The organism is Dyadobacter sp. CY323, from assembly GCF_021390245.1.
In the GTDB taxonomy this organism is placed as follows: domain Bacteria; phylum Bacteroidota; class Bacteroidia; order Cytophagales; family Spirosomataceae; genus Dyadobacter.
On record NZ_JAJUXH010000001.1, the window covers coordinates 705,151 to 721,894 of the forward strand.

Below are 16,744 nucleotides of genomic sequence, written 5' to 3' on the forward strand. Positions count from 1 at the left end.
ATCAAACCGTCTCATCCTTTATAAATGTTATTTACCAATGATTTTGCAGGGATATATTTATAATGTGAAAGATCTGCTTATTACGTTCTGCTGCCTGTTTCTGTATCTGACCTGCCCCGGTCAGGATGTTCCGTATTATTTCAAAAACTACAAAGTTTCCAACGGCCTTTCGGGCAATGCTACCGGAGATATTATTCAGGATAAAAAGGGATTCATCTGGATCGCCAGCCGCAATGGACTTAACCGGTTTGACGGCAACTCTTTCAAGATTTTCAGGAGCAAACAAGGCGATTCGACCAGTTTGGGGAGCAACTCCGTTTTTTCACTTTATGAGGACATCCATCAAAAGCTTTGGATCGGCACACATAAAGGAGTTTACATGTATAATCCCGTCCTCGACCAGTTCTCGGCCTTTAAGCTGATCCGCGCCGGAGAGGTGCGCGTGATCCGGGGCGACAAGCAGGGTAATGTCTGGATCATTTCGGACAACCGCCTTTTCAGATACAATTCCAAAACACAAAAAATCAGCACATTTTCCTGGGATGCCAATGTCATTTCCATTCATATTTCGGGCGATGGAATCGTCTGGATTGCAAGCAGCAATGGCATGGTAAGGCGCTTTAATGCTGTTACCAACGACTTCACTGAATTTGACATTGCCCGCCTGGTAGGCGAAAAGGATGTTTTTGGCAATATCGTGGTGCATGCTGTGGCGGATTCAGCTTTGCTGGTAGGGAGTATGCACCGCGTGCAGCTGGTTAACTTTAAAAACGGTAAAGTGGAAGACATTTCCGGGCTAACGGGCAAGCAGGAAGACATTCAGATTCATGCCATTTACAAGCATGGTGACGGCAAATTCTGGCTTGGCTCCGAGTCTGGTCTTTACATTCTGGACCTGAAAAGGAGAAAATTAAACCAGATCGTCAAAGAGAAATACAATGCTTACTCGATCACCGACAACATTGTGAATGCGATTTTCAAAGATAGGGAAGGGGGGATCTGGGTGAGCACGCAGTTTGGGGGCGTCAATTATTATTCTTCCGAGTTCAACCGTTTTCATAAATATTTTCCGCAGCCCGGCAACAGCATCAGCGGGAATCTGGTCCACGAAATTACCAAAGATCAATATGGCAAGCTTTGGGTCGGCACTGAAGATGCAGGGCTGAACCAGCTCGATCTGCAAACCGGAACATTCAAATCGTTTTTGCCCGATGGAAAAAAAGGCAGCATAACTTACCGGAACCTGCATGGACTGGTGGCTGACGGCGACCATTTGTGGATCGGCACTTACGAGCACGGGCTGGACGTGATGGATTTGAAAACCAATAAGGTCGTGCGGCATTACAGCACCAATATGCCCAACACGTTCGGCAGCAATTTCATAGTCACATTATACAAAACCCGCAGCTCGGACATTTTGGTCGGGACGTGGTCGGGGCTGTTTAAATACAACCGCGATACGGACGATTTTTCGCCGATGGAGTTCTTCAATACACAGATTCAGAGCATTCATGAAGACAATCAGGGAACGCTGTGGGTGGCAAGTTATGGAGGAGGGATTTCTTATTTCAATCCAAAAACCAATAAAAAAGGAAGGATACAATACGAGGCCGGAAAATCTGACGGACTACCCGATAACTACATTAACAGTCTATATCAAAGCAAAAACGGCGATTTCTGGTTTTGCACCGAGCACGGTTTGTCGCGCTACAATGCAGGCACGAAGAAATTTAAAAATTACCGCATTGAAGACGGCCTGCCTGATAACCAGGTTTTCAGGGTTTTGGAAGACGAGCAGGGGGATTTCTGGATTTCGACCTCACGCGGCCTGTCGATGTTGGATTCCCAAACGGGAAAGTTCACGAATTACAACGAGGCCAACGGGCTTCCCAGCGAGCAATTCAACTATAATTCTTCCTACAAAAATGACGACGGAACGCTGTTTTTCGGCACGGTTGCGGGGCTAATCAGCTTTAAACCCGGCACATTCGTGAAGAATGCATACGTGCCGCCGGTGTACATTACAGGCATTCAGTCGAATAACCAGGAGCTGCGCATTGGTGGCAAGGATTCGTCTCTGACGGAGTCGCCCATTTACGCCAAATCGATCAAACTTCCCTACGACCGCTCGAACCTGACGTTCGATGTGGCCGCACTTAGTTACGTGATCCCGCAAATGAACCGGTATATGTATCAAATGGAAGGTCTTGACGGGCAATGGCTTACCGTGAGCAATAACAGAAAGATCTATTTTTCAAAACTCCCGCCGGGGCATTATGTGTTACGGATTAAGGGATCAAATAACGATCAGGTCTGGAATGGCCGCGAGACCAGGCTCAGCATCGAAATCCTGCCACCGTGGTGGGCGACGATCTGGGCCTATTTTCTTTACGCAGCATTTGCAGGCGCGATTGTTATAATCCTGCTGCGCTACTATCATTGGGCGGTAGCCGAGAAAAACAAACGGGAAATTGAAACCATTGAAATTGGCAAGGAACGAGAGATCTACAATGCTAAAATCGACTTTTTTACCAACGTTGCCCATGAAATCAGAACCCCACTGACGCTCATCAAAATGCCGCTCGACAAGCTGCTGGCTGATGAAAATGCCGATGCGGAAACATTTGAAAACCTGACTATGATCAATAAAAATGCCAACCGTCTCATTGATTTGACCAATCAGCTGCTGGATTTCCGGAAAGCCGAGGCGAATAATTTTAGTCTGAACTTTACCAAAACGGATATTAACGAGCTGCTCAGCGACGTGTTTGCCACATTCAGGCCGGCAGCGGAGCAGAAGAATTTAACCTATAAAATCGAGCTTCCCCGCATCACATTACACGCTTATGTGGACATTGAAGCATGCAAAAAAATCATCACTAACCTGATCAACAACGCGATCAAATACGCGGATAATGCAGTTAAGATCAGGCTTTTGCCATTCAGCAGCGACGATCTTCTTTTTTACATTGAATTTACCAATGACGGTCTGATCATCGGCGATGAGGAAAAGGATAAGATTTTCGAACCGTTTTACCGCGTCGCGGCCAGTCAGAAACAGGAGGGGACCGGTATTGGACTGCCGCTGGCGCGATCGCTCGCCGAGTTGCACAAAGGAAAACTGGAACTGAAACGTCAGGATACGAACCAGAACACATTCCTGCTTTCATTGCCCATTCACCAGGATTATGAAATGGATCTGAAAGGCGATGACGACGAAGTTCCGGCTGATTTCCTGTTGACTAATGCGCCAAATGAAGCAGCGGATCCGGCAAAGCCCGTGATTCTTTTAGTGGAGGACAATGTGGAAATCCTAAATTATCTGAGCCGCGAGCTGAGCGCATCTTACAATGTGATGCGCGCTCTGGATGGTCAGCAGGCGGTTGAGATCCTGCAGCATGAAAACGTTCACCTGGTCATCAGCGACATTATGATGCCGGTGATGGACGGGATCGAGCTTTGCAAAAAAATCAAGAACGATGTGCGGTTCAGCCACATTCCGATCATTCTGTTAACTGCCAAAAACTCCATTAATTCGAGGATCGAGGGCCTGGAAGTAGGAGCGGACGCTTACATTGAAAAGCCGTTTTCATTCGATCATTTAGCCGCCCAGATCACGAATCTGATCAACAACCGCAACATTATTAAGGAATATTTTGCGCGCTCCCCGCTCACGCACATCCGGGGAATTGCCTTTTCAACCGCCGATAAACAGTTTTTGGAACAACTCAATACCATTATCAGCAAACGCATCGCCGACAGCAACCTCGACGTTGACTTGCTTTCTTCGATGATGAACATGAGCCGACCGACTTTATATCGCAAGATCAAAGGCATTTCGGATATGACGCCCAACGAGCTCATCAACTTATCGCGACTGAAAAAGGCCGCCGAACTGCTTGCAGAAAACAAATACAAGATCAACGAAGTGGCCGATATGGTCGGTTACAGCATTCCGACCAACTTTTCGAGGGATTTTCAAAAGCAGTTCGGGGTGAGCCCGTCCAGCTATGTTCACGATCTGAGGGACAGAACCGTGTAATCGAAAATGGTTACCGATGCCCAGGTGCTATGCGGCTCTTTGGCATACTTTTAGGAGGATGGCAAGATCAAAAAAAGCGGGGATACTATGGCAAGTGGAAACAAAACACTCGGTATTTTACTGGCATCGGTCGCGGCTACCACAGCGATGACGGCATTCAGCCATTTTTTTTCCAAAGCAAAAAAGGACAATTACAATGAGCCGGTACTGCTCGGTGATTTTCTTGAAAAGGCTGTCATAAAAGAAAAGCGGAGCGCATTGGTTTCAGCCTGGACGGTGCATTATGCCGTTGGTTTTTTGTTTGGATTGATTTATGAGCCAACTTTTAAAAAGATCAAAACCCGGTCTGCAACGAAAAAGGGGCTTTGTTTCGGTTTATCGGCCGGTTCTATCGCCATTGTGGCATGGTCGATGGTATTCAAAATGCATCCCGACAAACCAAAAATCAATTTCCGCGTGTATTACCAGCAACTCATGGCCGCACACCTGATATTCGGCCTGGTTTTTGCCAAAGCTTCCGATCCGCAAAATGAGGTTCATGACTAATTCAAATGAATATGAAGATCGGTGAAAAATTGTTGAAACTACTGGGTAAGAAATATATGCCCGACCACATGATCACTCAAAAGTTCGGACGATATGACATCAGCTTCAAAACCGATCCGGATGGAAACCCGATCTTGCTCTTTATCGGTGCCATCGACAAAGTGGGCAGGATCAAAGGCGAACGGTTTTCCCGGGTTTTAATCAAAACAAAAGAGGGCCAGATCCTGAAAGATCATTGGGATGCCAAAGGAAAGACTTAAAGCTGCATTCAGACCAATTGGGATTATACTCGGCCGAATTGAAAATGACGACAGGGAACTTGCCCTGCCGCCATTAAAAACTACAATGAATGACTATAAAAAGCTCTCTAAGCCGGAACGAGTTTGGTTGTAATGCCAATTCTGTTCCAGACGTTTATGGTAATGATTGCCAGGATCACCTGAGCCAGGTAGGTTTCATCCAAAAGCCTGGCGGCCTGCTCGTATGTTTCGTCTGATACGTGGTTGTTTATCAATGTAACCTCCTCGGTAAGGGCTAATATTGCCTGTTCTTCCTCCGTGAAGAACGGCGTGTCGCGCCACGCATTCAGGGTATAAATGCGCTGCTCTGTTTCTCCTGCCTTGCGCGCTTCCTTTGTATGCATATCAATGCAAAAAGCACATCCATTGATCTGGGAAGCACGTATTTTGATCAGGTTTTTGTGGGTTTTTGTCAGCGGGGTGCTTTCAATGAATTTTTCCAGTCCAAGCACAGCGTTGTATCCAGCAGGTGCTACTTTGTCAATGCGAATCCGCGTTTTCATTTATTTTGATTTAAAAGGTGTACGATTTAATTATTGTGCTGAATCAGGCATCGCCAGTTCCATATCAATGTGTTTTCTGATTTGCTTATAGGCCGTTTCAATGGAAATATTCAAGTCGCTATTGTCCCTCGACGCGCCGCTAATTGCGATGATATGGATATCATGAATGCCCATTATGTTGAAAACGGTCATCAGATAAGTGCTTTGAAAATCCATATGCCGGTTATATCCACCCTGCTCGTAGCCTTGTGAACCTCTTGATAATAACAGAAATAGGGTCTTATTTTCCAGCAAGCCGATATAAGGATTCTGCACGTTAACCGGGTCGGCTTTCCAGGTTTCGTTTATCCGCAGAATCTGATCGATATACGCTTTTAGAGTGCTCGGAACTGACCAGTTGTACATGGGAGCGCCAATGACAATTACATCCGCTTCCCGCAGTTCGGAAATGTAAGCATCGCTTTTTTTCAAAACCTCCGTTTCCTCGGCCGACCTTGCAGATGCCTGCTTGAAAGCCGCGGTAATCCAGCTTTGCGTCATGTGAGGTACATTCTCAGTACCCAGCTCACGAAACTTGATAACGGCATTTGAATGTAAACTTTGCCAATGATCGGTAAATACCTCAGTCAGCTTTCTGCTGTGGGAGTTCAGCACTCGGGCACTTGAATTAATCACTAATACTTTCTTCATTTCCATTCTTTTTTCTTCAAAAGTATAGCGATACTGGACTAGCTTTGTAGACCAATTTTCACAAAAACTACCGCCCAGATGCTACCCTATAAATCGCTCATCCAGGTCGACCGGAAAGCGGCTGTTACGCTTTATATCCAGGTTTGCAACCAGTTTATTGCATTGATTACCAATGGTACCATGCGTCCATCGGATGCGCTGCCCAGTTCGCGGGTACTGTCGGAACTGATCGGCATCAACAGGCACACGGTCAGGCTGGCCTATGAAGAACTGATCAGTCAGGGCTGGGCGGAATCCATCGAGCGAAAAGGAATTTTTGTACTGTCGAAGCTGCCCATTCTTTCCAAAAATAAACTTCCTGAAAGCAACCGGGATGCTCGCCCGAATGAAGCTTTCGCCTGGACAAATAGGTTTAAAGGCGCGGCTCCGGGAGAAAGTCTTCAGAGAAGCGGACTGGCCATTGATGACGGTTTTCCTGATGTGCGCCTGGCCCCGGTGGATCAGCTGATGCGCGAGTACAGGAGCATTTCGAGAAGACATTATGGAAAAAACTTCCTGAAATATGGAAGTACAAAAGGCTCGGAACATCTTCGGGCATCGATATCCGGTTACCTTTCCCAAACCCGGGGCCTGGTTGTTTCCACCGAAAATATGCTGATTACAAAAGGCAGTCAAATGGGGATTTATCTGGCGTCTCAGCTGCTTTTGGAACCTTCGGATCACATAGCCGTCGGAATGTCCAATTACAAAACAGCGGATGAAACTTTCAGACATGCCGGTGCCAGCCTGCTCCGGATCCCTGTGGATCACAATGGGATGGATGTCGATTATCTTGAAAAGGCTTTGGTTTCAACTAAAATAAAAGCAGTATACATCATACCGCATCATCACTGTCCGACAACGGTAACTATGAGCGTTGAACGACGGTTGAAACTTCTGGATCTTGCAAAAGCACACCGGTTCGCCATTATCGAGGATGACTATGACTTTGATTTTCATTATGATAACAAACCCTACCTGCCACTGGCAAGCATCGACCACAACCAGAATGTGATTTACATTGGTTCTATCTCGAAAACTTTTGCGCCTGCGCTGCGCGTGGGGTTTATGACCGGGCCGCCGACGTTTATCGAGGCCGCCGCTTCACTCAGGTTACTTATTGACAGACAAGGAGATACGCTGCTGGAAGAAGCTTTTGCAGTGATGTATGATACTGGTGAAATGGAAAGGCATTTTCGGAAATCACTCAGGATTTACAAGCAACGCAGAAATCTCTTTTGCCAGATTCTTCAATCCGACTTTAACGATGTTCTGGATTTCAAAGTTCCCGAAGGAGGACTTGCCGTGTGGACGAATTTTGTTGCCGAAATTGATCTGGTCAAATTGTCTGTTGATGCATTCAAAAACGGACTGTATGTCGGAAACGGCAGTTTTGGTCGGAATGAATCGTTTTCGACGAATGCAATGAGGCTGGGGTTTGCTTCATTGGAAGAAAAAGAAATGGTGGAAGCGCTCAGCCTTCTGAAAAAAACCGTGCAGCAGCCCCACTCAACTCATTGATTGGGCCATCCCTTATTTTGAACCTGGTATATGAAGCCATCTCGCGGCTGATCTAGATTTGTAGCAAACCAAAACAAAATATGGAGGCTACATATCGGATTCAAACAGTAACATCGGAGCTTGAAATCGCGCAATGCTGGGAGGTGGCATCCTTGCTACGGCCCCATCTCAATAAAGACAATTGGTCAGAGATGGTTACCGAGATGATCGCAAATGAGAAGTTCAGCATCGCCGGAATGATGGATGACGGCAAATTCGTTGCATTTGCCGGATACCGCATAATGACTTCCCTGCACAGTGGACATATCATTTATATCGACGATCTGTGCACATTGGAATCTCACCGGGGCAAAGGATTGGCATCCCGACTTTTAACTCATGTTAAATCGATTGCTCAATCAAATAACATGGATGCGGTAGTGCTCGATACGGATTTTACTAACAACACGGCGCAAAAAGTATATCTGAAAAGTGGCTATCAACTCGCGGCATTACATCTTTCATGCAAATTGAAATAGCAGCAAGCAGGAGTCTTTGTGAACCAACCAGAGTGAAAACCTCCTGCTTGATATCAAGCAGGAGGTTGAGCGCCGCCAGCTGCTATTGCAATTCGAGTTTCGTGACCCGTTTTCGCTTTTTCTTTCCCCATTTCCGGTTATACCAGACAATGAAGCCGGTAATAGGCAGCGAGGCACCGATCAGCGTGGCAATAAATGCAATGACTTTCCCCCAGAATCCCATGATGGTACCGACGTGGAAATCGTAGTACATGCGACTGGCTTTTCCGCCGTTGTTTTCATCTTCATACAATTCCGTCGCCAGTACCTTAAATGTCTGTTTATCAAATGTGTACACATCCGATTTGTAAGTGCCCATCACCGGATAGGTCGCCCGCGTCCTGATCACCGCCGCATCTTTTTTCGGATCTGGCCAGTCGATACCGATTACTTTGGCATCGGGGACTTTGGTTGTCAAAAACTTCAAAACACTGTCTATCGATGTTTCCGGCGTCTGACCGTAAGGATTGAGTCTCAGCGTGTCCGAAACCATAGCTGTTTTTTTTTGATCGGGCTGTGTTTTTCCGCCACTAAAAACCCAATACAAACCATCGTCAACCCAATGAAAACAGAAAGCCAGTCCTGTAACTGCTATGACAAAAGTGAAGAGAAGTGAGTAAAACCCGAGCACATTATGCAGATCAAGGTTAATGCGTTTCCAGCCGGCCGTCCACTTGATGAGAAAACTTTTCCCACGTGCCGATCTCGTCCATTTTTTTGGAAACCACCAAATGAGGCCGGTGATCAGTAAAATGACGAACATTAATGTGCCGTAATCGACAATCGGGCGGCCGACTTCGTATGGCAGCCAGAGATTTACGTGGCCGTCAAGTACGAAATGGAAAAAGTCAAAATGTCCTTCCTCGTGTTCATGCACATTCAGAATCTCACCAGTATAGGGATTCATCGACACCTCCCTCTCATCCAGTTCAATGGTAACCGCTCTGTCCGGCCGGTAATGGATTCCCCATGGAACTTCGTCGGTAGTAAGGTTCAGATGTTTTCGCGCGTTTTCAACCACTTTTGACGGCATTATGTAGGGCTTCTGCTGAACCTCAACGTTCTGCCACGGCTCGATCATCCCATTAATCTCCTCATTGAAAACCCATAAGCAGCCGGTTATACATACTATAAAAACGATAATCCCGGAGATCAGGCCCAGCCAAAGGTGCAGCCAGTTATTGATTTTTTTAAAGGTCATGGTAAAAAAGGCAGAAGATTGGTTGTGCAGCGAACGGCTCTATTTCAATTTATCGATGCGGAGGATGAAGTCGTAACCTCCTTCTACTTCGAGTCCCGGTTTTACGGTGCCTGATGCTACGTCGTATTCCCAGATGTAATCTTTGCCCGTTTCAGAGTTTGCCGAAATATAGGCTTTACCGCCGTCCACGATCACATTACCAATCGCCGATCCTTTATCCAATGGAATTTCGGTCAGTTTTTTGATCACCGAACCATTGGCAACATTGATAGTCGCAAAACCATAGGTATGCTGCGATGTAGATCCGCCGGCAGCGATACTTTGATCCAGGTACTTGACAATGGCTTGTCCGTTACCCAAATACCAGATGCTTTCCGCCGGATTTCCAATCGAGGATGTATTGGTATTAAAGAAATAGCTCGCATCAAACTCAGTGGTGCCGCTTTTGATCCGATAGATTGCCGAAGGCAGCCCCGTGCCCATCCAGCTCGGATTCGCCAGATAGTAAATGTCACCTTTTTCGTCCGAGAACGAGCCCGGGCTCCACATATTCGACACGCCAGGTCCGACGGTGCGGGTATCTGTGATCGTCTTTACATAATTGAAACTCGGGTAATCCACCACAAGCACGCTCACCTTTTTCTCTGCCGGCGCAGGCCATTGTGCGGTATGTGCCAGGCCCAGAAACAGTTTGCCGCCCACAAAGTTTACATTTCCAAGTGCGTAGTTCAAAAATCCTTGCGGAATGGCAGGAGCCTTGATTTCTCCATTGGTAACTTTCAACGTTTTCGCATCCACCACAGAGTAAAGAATTTTTTTACTGTCACCATCAGTCCCTAAGAAAATCAAGGTATTGTCATCGGCCCAGATATACGAGTTGATGTTGGCAATATGGGTATAGGGTACTTCCAGGACGGTGGTCAGCTGGTTGTTTTCGAGGGAAAATTTAGATAAACGTCCTTTGCCCGAACTTGTACTCGGATAATAATAAAACCCCTGATGCGGAATGATACCATAGTCTGCTTTGCCTGTTACCTCTACGCCATTTCCTTTCAGATTTACTGAGCCGGTTGAAAGCGATGGCGTACCTACCACATATTGAAACGTGTTGGGCCAGCTTCCCAACTGAAGCCAGATCGCATAACTGCTCTCCTCGGGCTCAGGCTCGTTGGTGTTATTCTTATCATCACCGCATGATCCCAGGCCGAGGATCAGTGACATCAGGATTAAAGCATGGGATGCTTTTTTGAAGAAATTAAACATTGGATTATTTGATTAGAAGTAAAAAGTATGGTCTAAAAAAGGGATCATCGGATGAAGTAGCGAAGCTTGACAAACACGGCTCGTCCGGGTTTTTGAAGCCGGAAGTTGTCATATGCGAGGCTGTTGGTAAGATTGCGGCAATCGACGGAAACGTTATATTTTCCTTCCCTGAGAGAATACGAAAGAGAGGCTTGCTGGATAAACTGGCTGGGGACCTTGTTTTTGCTCGCTTTGCTGCCAAATGCTTCCCATGTCAGGTAAAACCAATGCACATACTGCGCGCCCCAGTTGAGCTGCAGGCGGGTTCCCTTTCCCAAAAGGTCATTTTTACCTATACCGAGATCGGCGTTTCCGAAAGCCCAGGGCTGGTTGGGTATTTTGTTGAGATACGTAGCTTCCGGCGTTCCCGAGGAACCCAATGCGTACTTGGTATTATTGATGGCATTTTGATAGCTGCCATTCATACTGAAGTTGAGCAGGCTGCCGTAATCGTAGCGAAATTCAGCCTCGAACCCCGTCACGCGGACTTTGGAAGTGTTTTCGAAACGGCTTACACTTGCATTGGACTGGTACACAACCGAATAAATAAAATCTTTTGCATCCCTGAAAAACCATGAAGCTTCGGCAAAAAACCGGTGGCGGTTTACGCGGTGGCCAAAGAAACCACCTGCATTCAGGTTGTGGCCCGATTCCGGTTTCAAATCCAGATTGGCGACCACGGTATAGCCATTGCCGAACATTTCGCCCACATCCTGCAGCCGATATGCTTGTTCGTAAGAAGCTTTGAGTCCGGAGTTGTCGGTGATCTTGAATCGGGAGGCTACGCCGTATCCGAAATTGTTGAGGAAACTGCTTGCCGGGGCATATTCCCCGGTGAGGGAAACAAATTCTTTCTGCTCGATGCCGATGCCGTAATATTTTGCAAAAAAAGTGTTGGTGAGCCGGTCGCTCAATAAATTTTGCTGATAGGCCAGACCGAGTATGTGCTTGCCCAGCAACCCCGGAATATCGTCCCGGTTTGTCAGTAATTCGTTGTAATTCTCATTTTTAACATGATCAAATGTGTAGTTCAAATTGAATGAATGTGAGGCATTGGCTTCATAACTGAGATTCAGCCGCGCGAAGGTTTTGGGCCGGATGATGTGCGTCAATGATTTAATGCCCCCCAGTTCCGACTGATTGGTTTTCACTCTCGAACCATCCCACGCATATTTATACCCGGCCGTATCGGTAACCATGTTGTGATCCCGCGACCGCGAAATGAATGCATTGGCATTTAAGCCTTTTGTAAATAAATTGTCTTTTCGATAGCGAACCGAGGCGTTGAATGCGTCCCCATTCCGGGTGGCATCTCCGTACACCACCTCCTGGCGTGTACCGGTCTGAATGTCCTGGTCTGTTTTGGAATAAGACCCGCCGATGAAGAATACATCCGCCCATTTTTTATTGGTGAGACCGACTTCAAGCTGTCCCATCGCTGACTTATACTGGTCATGAAAGCGACGGAAATTTTTTTGAATGTATTTGTATTGATCCTCATCCCATACTTCCACGCCCCGCATCAGGTAGTTGTTGTCGGAATAATTATAGAATGCGCTGGCCTTTAATATGATCCCCGTACTTTTTTGGGTATACTGGCCCGTCAATGCCGCCCGGTGCGTATTAAATGAACCGGCGCTGTAGCTTGCGTCGAGGAAATTGCTGACACGCTGGTTCGTGATCAGGTTTACACTTCCGCCAAGTGCGTCAGATCCAAGCGAAACCGGCACCACACCTTTGTACACTTCAACCCTTTCGGCCAGGTTTACCGGAACATTGTTGAGCGACATGGCGCTTCCCATTACTTCCAGGGGGATTCCATCGATAAAAAACTTGATGGCACGTCCGGAAAGACCATTGATGGCAAAATTAAAATCGGAACCCAAGCCTCCCTGTTCTCTTACCCTGATCCCAGTGGTGCGGTTGAGCACCTGGTTCATATCGGCGGTGGTGTTTGCAAACTGTTTTGTTTCAATCGCATTCACTGCAAATGCCTGCTCGCGTACTTCCTGGGCCTGCGTTTTACCCAATACCTGCACTTCCTCCAGATTGCTTTCCCGCTCGGTCAGTGTAATGTCCAGTGATTCCGACTGTTCATCTTTCAGTACAATTACTTTCGTTTGTCTGTCAAAACCAACTGCCGTAATGGTCACTACATATTTGCCGGATTTTACATTGGTAAAACGGTATTCGCCTGTGGCATTGGTAGTTGTGCCGGTCGAAGTTGGGGTTAAAAGTACATTGGCATCCGAAAGAGGCGCTCCCGTTGCTGACAATACCCGGCCCGAAAGATTTGCGGTGCCGGTGTTTTGGCCGGATGCGAGAATGGACAGGATGCAGAAACACCCGATCAGCAAAAATCTGCTCACTTGCATTACTTTTAATTGTGTAGAAACGTTGAAAGAACCCCAGTTTTCGCTGGTCGGGCTGTGCAGGTGTCGCTGTACGGCTCAGATAATAAGGAGTAGCACAATGCCCGGGTAACCCTAGGCGGCAGGTGAAAAAAATAGCAAAATCTTATTCTGTTGTAACTAAAGCTATTGAAGCCGGTTGATCATATAGACCTGCCCGTCGATGGTAATGCCCTCGGTAAGCTTACCGCTCGGAACATGATATCGCCAGATCGTCGATTCATTATTGCCGTTGTTTACAGCAACATATACCTGATCGTTTTCCACAAGCACATTATATTCAAATTTGAGGCGATCGGGTGGAAGGTCGATCCTCGTTTTCTTCTGGGTGTATAAATCCAGTATGTAGTAGTCGACAATTCTTTTTTCGAGGTAATCCATATACCGGTTTACACGCTTTTTCTCCACCATTTTGATCAGCGCTTTGCCATTTCCGAGGTCATACAGCAAGTACCCTTCCTGATTCTGCTGGTCTGTCGGTCTGAAAAAATACGTGGGATCCAGCTTGTCTTCCCCTTTTTTGATCCGGTAAATCCCGGTTGACTTGGTGGGATGATTGTGGGTCCGGCCGCCCGGCTGCGTCAGTAAGTAAATGTCGCCATTGTTGACCAGCGAAAAAGGGGCATGCAAAAAGTAGCCTCCCGGCCAGGTCGAGCGGGTGTCTTTTTGCAGATCCAGTGTTTTCATGGACGGATACTCCACCACCGCCATGTAGGTAGTGTCGCGCGCGGGCGCCAAGGAGTTCACTCCCTCGTAAAGGGTGTAGGCAATGTAAATGCGGTTATCTCTGAGCTTTGCAAACACTCCCCCGTAATATTCGGGTTTTACTGGAAACGGAATGTCAAACGTTCCGTGACTGGCCACCGTCATCGTCCGCACATCCACCAGCGCGTACACAAACTGACTTCCTTCCATGGTACTGCCGATCAGCAGCGTATCCGGGCTTACCCAGTCATACCAGCTCGAAAAGTATTTCCAGGGAATGGTATCCAGTGAGCAGACTTTATCTGCGACCAGCTCGTTCTCCGTTGGTTTGTAACGCGTAAGACTTCGTTTGTTTTCATCTATTCCATAATAGCTTCCATCCTTGTAGGCAAACACAATGGGCTCCACTTGCCGGGCAGTTTTTGGTACCTCGTAGGAGCCCTCCATCAAAGATTCCGCACGGATCAGAAACTCTTTTTCCGCATCGGCCGAATAAACGAGAATGCCGTACGGACGCTCGTTAGGGTTTGCTTTGTCTGCAGGTTTTTTATCACAAGAAATGAAAAGAGAGGTCAGAAGGACGGCGATCAGGGTACAAATACGGGACATTTGCATTAAATCAGCTTAAAGTCCTTGATAAACTGGCTCACCAGCGGTGGAGGAAGGTCCAGGATCCGGGCTTTGTCTACCACAATGATCTCGTCCGTTTCCATGCGGTAATGCGTGGCAAGATAGGATTTCCCTTTGGCTACCGTCACTTTTTGCAACGTGTAATTCGTTTTCTTGCAGCCCGAACTGAACACCAGTTCCACATCGTTTTCGGAATTGTTTGTGACCTGCAAAGAACCGCAAAAACGGATTTGAACCGCTCGCGTCCACGCTGGGATATTGGCCTCGGCTTTACTTTGAGGCGACAAGGTAAACGACAAACTGGCCAGCTTGCCATTCTTGGCTGTATTGCCGGCAAGGTTATCCAGAGAAACCTGGCCATCGACCGATCGGGTAGGGTAGTATATTCCGGCTGCAAGGCTACCAACGAAAAGCAAAACAGTCGCGGCAATGGCTAGTCGGGTAATTGGCCTTATTGCGTAAAGCTCTTTTTTGAGTACGCGGATAAGACGGCCCCGGCGTGCATTCTTTTTCACACCATTCGAAATGCCTTGCCAGATTTCGAATTTGTGGATCAGTTCAGGCTCACCGTCAGGCAAATGCAGGTTCTCCTCCGCCTCAGGATCCAGAAGCCATTCCACGACGACTTCCTTTTCTTCCTGCGTGCATTGTCCCTGGTGATATCGTATGATCAGTTCTGGTGTGATTTCTATTTTCATAATGCCTAAAAGCCCATGCTCTCTCACAACGAGTAGCATAGCACGCGTAAAACCCTAAATTGTAAAAACTAATCTACGAATCAAACGCGAAGCGAATTTTTTGCTGAAGTAGGCGAAGCACTTTGGTGATGTGGTATTCCACAGCCTTTTCAGAAATGCCGATCAGAAACCCGATTTCCTTGTTGCTCATTCCTTCCATGCGTAAGGAATGTACCCGCTGACTCTGGCTGGGAAGGTCGTCCACCCACGTTTGCAGGTGCACATTCAGGTCATTGTAGAATACTTCGTGTTCGGTGCAGCAGGTGGAACAGGCACTGTTTCCCTGAATTTTGGCGAGATGGGTTTGTTGGATGGTTTTGTTCCGGTAGTACTCAAAAACCTTCATTTTCGCAGCCCTGACCAGGTAATGCTCGACAGAAGATGTGATAGAAAGGCTATCCCGCCGCTCCCATAGCGAAAGGAAAATATCCTGCACCATTCCCTGGGCTACCTCCACGATCCTGACATTTTTATAGCATACGGCATACACCTTCTTCCAGTAAAGCGAATAAATTCTCTCAAAAGACTGCTCGTCTTTGAATAGGAGGGGGTTAGTTGTGCTATTGTCTATGTGTTCCAATAGTTGAGTGCCATTTTAACAAAAGTATGTCTATTTAGATTAAATTCAAATAAGGAATTCGATTTAAATCGTTTTTAAATGGCACAATGATCCACGCGGCCAGCACGCACCGGCCTGCCTTAACAGCCAGCCCGGCGGCAACTTTTGCATTTGTTATTATTTATATAAAAATTAATACTTTTATGACACTCCTGACACGGGGTAATGCATACAGACCCTATTTACGGACGCGCAGCCGTCACTGTGATTCGATATGAGAACACCAGATCAGCTATCAGATTTTTCGAAGGATAATGCCGGGAGCGGGTTGTCTTTTGAGACGATATTTGGGAAGAGTTACGCAGGTCTTGTCTTTTTTTCATTTAATATCACCGGAGATAGGCAGGAGTCGGAGGATATTGTGCAGGATGCATTCGTTCAATACTGGAACCGCCGGCACGAGGTTACCCCGGACCTTGCCGTGATAAAAGGCTATTTGTATACGACCGTCAGAAATTCAAGCCTGAACCTCCTGAAACACCAGAAAATCGTTCAGAGATTTCGGGATCAGCAGCCATCGGAGCCTGTAGAAGAAAGAAGTATAGAAAATGAGATCATTCGTTCCGAAGTACTTTCTCAGATCCATCATGCCATAGAATCATTACCGGCAGGATGCCGTCGCATTTCGGAGATGAGTTATCTGGACGGCAAGAAAAATCAGGAAATCGCCGATGAGCTTGGGGTTTCGGTGAATACGGTGAAGACCCAAAAGCAGCGCGCACTTTACCTGCTACGGCAAAAACTAAGTATGGAAACATTCAGCCTGCTTTTGCTCATTATCTTGAAGTAGTTACACATTCTGCTCGTCCTTCTTATTTCTATTCCATTAAATCTTACACAGATTTACGGCATTTTCATGCTGCATTGAAGGGAAATAAAAATAATCTCATTTTTTTTAGTACTTCTTTCACCCCGATCCTTTCCGGAGTTGTCTTACATCTA

Annotated in this window: 14 protein-coding genes; 6 read left to right on the forward strand and 8 right to left on the reverse strand. The window is 46.8% G+C overall.

The genetic code is table 11. From position 1 onward, the window contains the following. The first annotated feature begins 37 nt into the window (after positions 1-37). The 3 genes from LZG72_RS03085 (at position 38) to LZG72_RS03095 (ending at position 4,848) form a co-directional block, all read left to right on the forward strand. The gene (locus LZG72_RS03085; RefSeq protein ID WP_233867367.1) at positions 38-4,042 is read left to right on the forward strand and encodes a hybrid sensor histidine kinase/response regulator transcription factor; all 4,005 of its coding nucleotides are present in this window, start codon (positions 38-40) and stop codon (positions 4,040-4,042) included. An 87-nt stretch (positions 4,043-4,129) separates the two neighbouring features. Continuing rightward, the gene (locus LZG72_RS03090) at positions 4,130-4,588 is read left to right on the forward strand and encodes a hypothetical protein (protein ID WP_233867368.1); all 459 of its coding nucleotides are present in this window, start codon (positions 4,130-4,132) and stop codon (positions 4,586-4,588) included. A gap of 11 nt (positions 4,589-4,599) precedes the next feature. Beyond that, positions 4,600-4,848 (forward strand): hypothetical protein, encoded by a 249-nt coding sequence (locus tag LZG72_RS03095; RefSeq protein ID WP_233867369.1) that lies wholly within the window; start codon positions 4,600-4,602, stop codon positions 4,846-4,848. A gap of 107 nt (positions 4,849-4,955) precedes the next feature. Here the strand turns inward: LZG72_RS03095 and LZG72_RS03100 are convergent, their stop codons facing one another. Both LZG72_RS03100 and LZG72_RS03105 read right to left on the reverse strand, forming a co-directional pair. After that, the gene (locus LZG72_RS03100; protein ID WP_233867370.1) at positions 4,956-5,390 is read right to left on the reverse strand and encodes a carboxymuconolactone decarboxylase family protein; all 435 of its coding nucleotides are present in this window, start codon (positions 5,388-5,390) and stop codon (positions 4,956-4,958) included. 30 nt (positions 5,391-5,420) lie between these two features. Further along, the gene (locus LZG72_RS03105; RefSeq protein ID WP_233867371.1) at positions 5,421-6,080 is read right to left on the reverse strand and encodes an FMN-dependent NADH-azoreductase; all 660 of its coding nucleotides are present in this window, start codon (positions 6,078-6,080) and stop codon (positions 5,421-5,423) included. A 78-nt stretch (positions 6,081-6,158) separates the two neighbouring features. Here LZG72_RS03105 and LZG72_RS03110 point away from each other — a divergent pair, with 78 nt between their 5' ends. Together LZG72_RS03110 and LZG72_RS03115 are read left to right on the forward strand one after the other, a co-directional pair. Beyond that, the gene (locus tag LZG72_RS03110) at positions 6,159-7,640 is read left to right on the forward strand and encodes a PLP-dependent aminotransferase family protein (RefSeq protein WP_233867372.1); all 1,482 of its coding nucleotides are present in this window, start codon (positions 6,159-6,161) and stop codon (positions 7,638-7,640) included. An 80-nt stretch (positions 7,641-7,720) separates the two neighbouring features. Further along, complete coding sequence (locus tag LZG72_RS03115) at positions 7,721-8,158, forward strand: GNAT family N-acetyltransferase (protein WP_233867373.1); 438 nt, start codon at positions 7,721-7,723, stop codon at positions 8,156-8,158. Positions 8,159-8,240: 82 nt separating this feature from the next. Here LZG72_RS03115 and LZG72_RS03120 read toward each other — a convergent pair whose 3' ends face one another. The 6 genes from LZG72_RS03120 to LZG72_RS03145 form a co-directional block, all read right to left on the reverse strand. After that, positions 8,241-9,398, reverse strand: coding sequence for a PepSY domain-containing protein (locus LZG72_RS03120; RefSeq protein ID WP_233867375.1), 1,158 nt, complete (start codon positions 9,396-9,398; stop codon positions 8,241-8,243). Between the two features lie 39 nt (positions 9,399-9,437). Continuing rightward, the gene (locus LZG72_RS03125) at positions 9,438-10,661 is read right to left on the reverse strand and encodes a DUF4374 domain-containing protein (RefSeq protein ID WP_233867378.1); all 1,224 of its coding nucleotides are present in this window, start codon (positions 10,659-10,661) and stop codon (positions 9,438-9,440) included. Positions 10,662-10,705: 44 nt separating this feature from the next. Continuing rightward, a complete protein-coding gene (locus LZG72_RS03130; RefSeq protein ID WP_233867380.1) occupies positions 10,706-13,069 on the reverse strand; it encodes a TonB-dependent receptor in 2,364 nt (787 codons plus the stop codon). A 168-nt stretch (positions 13,070-13,237) separates the two neighbouring features. Beyond that, positions 13,238-14,425, reverse strand: a complete 1,188-nt coding sequence (locus LZG72_RS03135; protein WP_233867382.1) for a hypothetical protein — start codon at positions 14,423-14,425, stop codon at positions 13,238-13,240. A gap of 5 nt (positions 14,426-14,430) precedes the next feature. Further along, on the reverse strand, positions 14,431-15,183 hold the full coding sequence (locus LZG72_RS03140; RefSeq protein WP_233867384.1) for a hypothetical protein: 753 nt from the start codon (positions 15,181-15,183) through the stop codon (positions 14,431-14,433). Between the two features lie 34 nt (positions 15,184-15,217). Beyond that, positions 15,218-15,763 (reverse strand): sigma-70 family RNA polymerase sigma factor, encoded by a 546-nt coding sequence (locus LZG72_RS03145; RefSeq protein WP_233867386.1) that lies wholly within the window; start codon positions 15,761-15,763, stop codon positions 15,218-15,220. A 253-nt stretch (positions 15,764-16,016) separates the two neighbouring features. On the opposite strand from LZG72_RS03145, the gene LZG72_RS03150 reads away from it, so the two are divergent. Further along, the gene (locus LZG72_RS03150; RefSeq protein ID WP_233867388.1) at positions 16,017-16,592 is read left to right on the forward strand and encodes an RNA polymerase sigma-70 factor; all 576 of its coding nucleotides are present in this window, start codon (positions 16,017-16,019) and stop codon (positions 16,590-16,592) included. Positions 16,593-16,744 lie beyond the last annotated feature (152 nt).

What these genes read in the sequence shown, in the direction of transcription:
- LZG72_RS03085 (WP_233867367.1), top strand. Translation starts at nt 38, where the DNA reads ATGATTTTGCAGGGATATATTTATAATGTGAAAGATCTGCTTATTACG.
- LZG72_RS03090 (WP_233867368.1), top strand. Translation starts at nt 4,130, where the DNA reads ATGGCAAGTGGAAACAAAACACTCGGTATTTTACTGGCATCGGTCGCG.
- LZG72_RS03095 (WP_233867369.1), top strand. Translation starts at nt 4,600, where the DNA reads ATGAAGATCGGTGAAAAATTGTTGAAACTACTGGGTAAGAAATATATG.
- LZG72_RS03100 (WP_233867370.1), bottom strand. Translation starts at nt 5,390, where the DNA reads ATGAAAACGCGGATTCGCATTGACAAAGTAGCACCTGCTGGATACAAC.
- LZG72_RS03105 (WP_233867371.1), bottom strand. Translation starts at nt 6,080, where the DNA reads ATGAAGAAAGTATTAGTGATTAATTCAAGTGCCCGAGTGCTGAACTCC.
- LZG72_RS03110 (WP_233867372.1), top strand. Translation starts at nt 6,159, where the DNA reads ATGCTACCCTATAAATCGCTCATCCAGGTCGACCGGAAAGCGGCTGTT.
- LZG72_RS03115 (WP_233867373.1), top strand. Translation starts at nt 7,721, where the DNA reads ATGGAGGCTACATATCGGATTCAAACAGTAACATCGGAGCTTGAAATC.
- LZG72_RS03120 (WP_233867375.1), bottom strand. Translation starts at nt 9,398, where the DNA reads ATGACCTTTAAAAAAATCAATAACTGGCTGCACCTTTGGCTGGGCCTG.
- LZG72_RS03125 (WP_233867378.1), bottom strand. Translation starts at nt 10,661, where the DNA reads ATGTTTAATTTCTTCAAAAAAGCATCCCATGCTTTAATCCTGATGTCA.
- LZG72_RS03135 (WP_233867382.1), bottom strand. Translation starts at nt 14,425, where the DNA reads ATGTCCCGTATTTGTACCCTGATCGCCGTCCTTCTGACCTCTCTTTTC.
- LZG72_RS03140 (WP_233867384.1), bottom strand. Translation starts at nt 15,183, where the DNA reads ATGCTACTCGTTGTGAGAGAGCATGGGCTTTTAGGCATTATGAAAATA.
- LZG72_RS03150 (WP_233867388.1), top strand. Translation starts at nt 16,017, where the DNA reads ATGAGAACACCAGATCAGCTATCAGATTTTTCGAAGGATAATGCCGGG.